This window comes from Mycobacterium sp. TH-M82 (assembly GCF_057473605.1).
The window spans coordinates 1-3,604 of the sequence record NZ_JBYCKY010000247.1 but is presented as its reverse complement, the minus strand read 5'-3'; the positions used below and the strand labels follow the sequence as shown (position 1 = coordinate 3,604).

The following is a 3,604-nucleotide window of genomic DNA, read 5'->3' as shown; positions in this document are numbered from 1 at the left end:
TCATCGTCGACGACTTCGCGATGCGCGAGCACACCCCCACCCAAAGCGACGACCTCTACGACCTCGTCTCCGATCGCGCCATCGCCGCCAAACCGCTGATCCTGACCAGCAACCGAGCCCCCAAGAAAGCGCACATGTTCGCGCGAACCTGTGCGTAGGCGCTGCCGAAGCGTGACACGTTCGCACTTGTCAGGATTCAGCAAGCTGGTCTAGCAATCGGCCATCGTCGAGCTGATCGGCGAGGTAGATCATCGCCCCTTCGGGTTTCATGCCGAATGCTGCGGCGACGAGTTTCGGGTCCATTGTGTTGACGAGATCGGCCAGTCGCGTACTGCGCAGCATCTTGGGCGGCAGGCCGCACGGGTCGAGCAGGTGGCTCATGTAGGCCTCGGAAGCCGGCCGTCGATCGGCCTTGGTGCCCCTGGTGACGAGTACGTGCGGGTTGTCGGTGCGCAGCGTGTCGCGGTGCTCGAGGCAGCGCTGCAGCGCGGCCCAGCTGACCGGGTCGAGCGGCACTGGGTGAGGACGTCTGCCGAGGGTGATCGAGCGATTGACGGTATCGATGTGCTCGACCCGTAGCTGACGCACCTCGCTGCTGGAGGCGCCGTGCAGTATTGCCAGCAGCCCGAACAGCGCCTCGTGTGGGTGCACTGCCGAATCACCGCTCCAGCGCTCAAACAGCACGCGCTGTTCGGGGATGGTGAGAGTACGGCCACGAAATGCCCTGTGCCGCTTGATGGTGACGCCGCGGGTTGGATCGATGAGCACCAGATGATGGTTGCGTGCGAATCGGAAGAATTGGCGCAGCACCGCCAGGCGGCGGGCCCGGTTTTTCGGCAGCTCGGCGAGGAACGCCTCGATATCGGCGATGTCTGCGAGGGCCCAATCCTGTTTGCCGCGTTGGGTATCGAGGAAGCGGGCTAGATCACGTACGATCGTCAGCGCCGACTCGATGGTGCGGTCGGTACGGGGCCGAGTGCCCGCACGGCGGGCGCGTTCACGCGCGTGCAGCATGGACTCAGCGAAGGACGCGACAGCGCCACGCATCCCGGCCGGTGCGCTGTCGATCCGCCTCTGCCGTCGCCCGGCGGCGAGCCGGTCGGCCTGGTCGGTGGCCATCGCCAAACCACGTTCGGTGAAGAACGCCTCCAACGCCCGAGCCAGCGATCCCATCGACCGACCCGGCGTGCGGGCCCGCTCGAGCACGCTTTGCGGGTGATTTGGGAAATCGTCTGCGAGCAACCGTGCCAACGTGGTGAGCAGCTTGCATGCCTGCGCCGGGCAGTAATGCGTCGCCAGGTCCGCGACGAAATCATCGAGCCAGCCCGGCGGCTCGGCGAGCCGGGCGGCCAGCGTCTCGCCACGCACGAACGGCCGGTCCGGGCGACGCTGCCAGCATCGCCCACACATGCCGCGCCCGACGTGGCGGCGCAACTCGCCGCAGGACACGCAGACCCGGGGCGGATCCTTCGGCGGACCGGGTCGTGAGCACGAGCCACACCACCCAGTCGACTCGCGCAGATAGCCTGGTTTTCCGCAGCGCGGGCAGGTCGATCTCGCGGCCGCGAGCTTGGCCCGCTTCTGACACGGCCGGCACACCACCTCGTTGCGGAACCGCATCGATCTGCCGCATTCCCGGCAACAGCGCGAACACAGCACGCACCGACCCACCGCCGACACCAGCACCCGGTCGCGCCCACAGCGTGGGCATTGCGCCTTGGCCGCCTGCGTCCGTAACCGGCGGGTGCACAGGCAGCAATGCTCGCGGCCGAGGTATCCGACCGGGGCTCCGCAGTCGACGCAGTCTCGTTGCTTTTTCCCCATCGGCCGCAACCCGTTCCGAAGCTTCGCCGAATCTACATCGGCGGCATCGACCGGCCCCGCACGTTGGCTGTCTTCGGTTCCGACGGAACCGACCGCGCCGGAGTGGCGGGCCGTTCGAGCGGGGTGGTATCGGTCTCGAACAGGTCGTCGGGGGTGCACTGCAATGCGGTGCATAACGCGATCAGCGTCGAGAGCTTGATCTGGCTGGGTTCCTTGGTGAACAGCGCCGACACCGACGCCGCCGACATCTCCACCCCGGCCTTCTCTGCCAGCAGTCGCCGCAGCTCGGTTCCGGTCCACACCTCACGCTGCGCAGCCGCCATCCGCAACCGCCACCGGATCTTCATGCCGTCCCGTCCTCTCCGCTGAGCTCGGCCAAGGTCGAGGTGACCGCACGCCGATAAGCGTCCTCGATGAATGTCGCCGACGGACGCACATAGCGCATGGTCGAACTCACCGTCCAATGACCCAAAAGCTGTTGGATCGCCACCAGATCAACGCCACGCTCGTAGTTGTGTGTCGCGCAAGCGCGACGCAGCGCGTGTGGGCTGAACCGCTCCGCGACCGGTCGGCCCTCCAGCTCCATCAGATACCGCAGCCGGTTGCGGATCGTGCCACGATTCAGCGGACCACCGGACTCGTCGGCAAACAACACCGGCGACTCCGGAAACTTCGGCCGCACATCGGCCAAAAACCACCGCAACAACGCGTCCAACCCGTCCAGCATCGGCACCCACCGCGGCCTAGGACCGGACATGTGGGCGGCCTTGCCGAATCGCACGTGCAACTTGCCGAACGGTCCACGCCCGAAATGCACGTCCACTATCTCCAGCAGTGCAGACTCTTCCGATCGCAGCCCAGCGTGATACAGGGTCCGAAACAACGCGTAGTCCCGCGCGGCCGGACCGTACTTGCGGGCGGTGGCGATCCTCGACTTCAAGAACTCGAAGAACTCGCTCACCCGGTCGGGGGTCGGCGGCGCCCCGACCGCCGGCGACTCGTCACCTACGTGCCGTGAAGCGTTGAACTCATCAACCGGGCACACCAAGCGCACACCGAACCCGGCCTCGATCTCGGCAGCCTTACGGGCCTGCAGGAACCGGTGAAACCCCTTGAAGATCTGCACGTACTCGCGCCGCGTCGACGCCGAACGGCCCGCCACCGCCAGCTCGCCAACCACGCGATCGATGTCCTCGCTGGTGACCTCCCACGCCGGACGCCCCAGTGCGGCCAACGTCCGCTCCAACAACCCGATGTCATTGTCGATCGTCACCGGGCTAAACCCGCGCGCCCGCCACGACGCCACGAACGCATCGACGCATTCCCGTTGAAAGACAACAGGATCCCTAACAACGGGCTCGACCGGGACGGCGCCACCGGGAATCAGCCGGAGACCCTCCACCACCCGCACACCTTCTTCCCACCTAACTCGTTAAGGCAGCACCTAACATATCGCGATAATGCCTTGAAGATCGATGCGACACGCAGAGCAGTCGAAAGTCCAGCTAGCAGGGGAAATCGGTCATAACGAACATGTGCCAGCTCCAGTTGATTGGTACCCGCTGTTCCCCAACCCCGTGGTCGCCGAATCACTGCTCGACCGGCTGATCAACACCAGCCACCAGGTCCTCATGGACGGACCGTCCTACCGGCCCCGCAAACGCCCCGGAACCACCCCCAACTGACACCGACCGCCAACCCCGCTACCCTCACCACCAGCAGCTCCGAACCTGGGGAATTACGTGACGGCTACCCCTGGGGAATTACGTGACAGTCGACA

General features: G+C 65.8%; 3 protein-coding genes and 2 pseudogenes. 2 read left to right on the top strand and 3 right to left on the bottom strand.

The annotated features are described in order from the left end of the window. Positions 1 to 122: pseudogene (locus AC2VON_RS07730) on the top strand (ATP-binding protein); the annotation flags it as partial. 67 nt (positions 123 to 189) lie between these two features. On the opposite strand, the gene AC2VON_RS07725 reads toward AC2VON_RS07730, so the two are convergent. The 3 genes from AC2VON_RS07725 to AC2VON_RS07715 form a co-directional block, all read right to left on the bottom strand. After that, positions 190 to 1,368 carry a tyrosine-type recombinase/integrase gene (locus AC2VON_RS07725; RefSeq protein WP_486952421.1) on the bottom strand — a complete coding sequence of 393 codons (1,179 nt, stop codon included), beginning with the start codon at positions 1,366 to 1,368 and terminating at the stop codon, positions 190 to 192. Positions 1,369 to 1,856: 488 nt separating this feature from the next. Beyond that, positions 1,857 to 2,171, bottom strand: a complete 315-nt coding sequence (locus tag AC2VON_RS07720) for a helix-turn-helix domain-containing protein (protein WP_144955196.1) — start codon at positions 2,169 to 2,171, stop codon at positions 1,857 to 1,859. Further along, entirely contained in the window at positions 2,168 to 3,235 is a 1,068-nt protein-coding gene (locus AC2VON_RS07715; protein ID WP_486952420.1) for a tyrosine-type recombinase/integrase, read from the bottom strand. Before AC2VON_RS07715 ends, AC2VON_RS07720 begins: the two co-directional genes overlap by 4 nt. 130 nt (positions 3,236 to 3,365) lie before the next feature. On the opposite strand from AC2VON_RS07715, the pseudogene AC2VON_RS07710 reads away from it, so the two are divergent. Next, positions 3,366 to 3,509 (top strand): annotated as a pseudogene (locus AC2VON_RS07710) (ATP-binding protein); the annotation flags it as partial. Positions 3,510 to 3,604 lie beyond the last annotated feature (95 nt).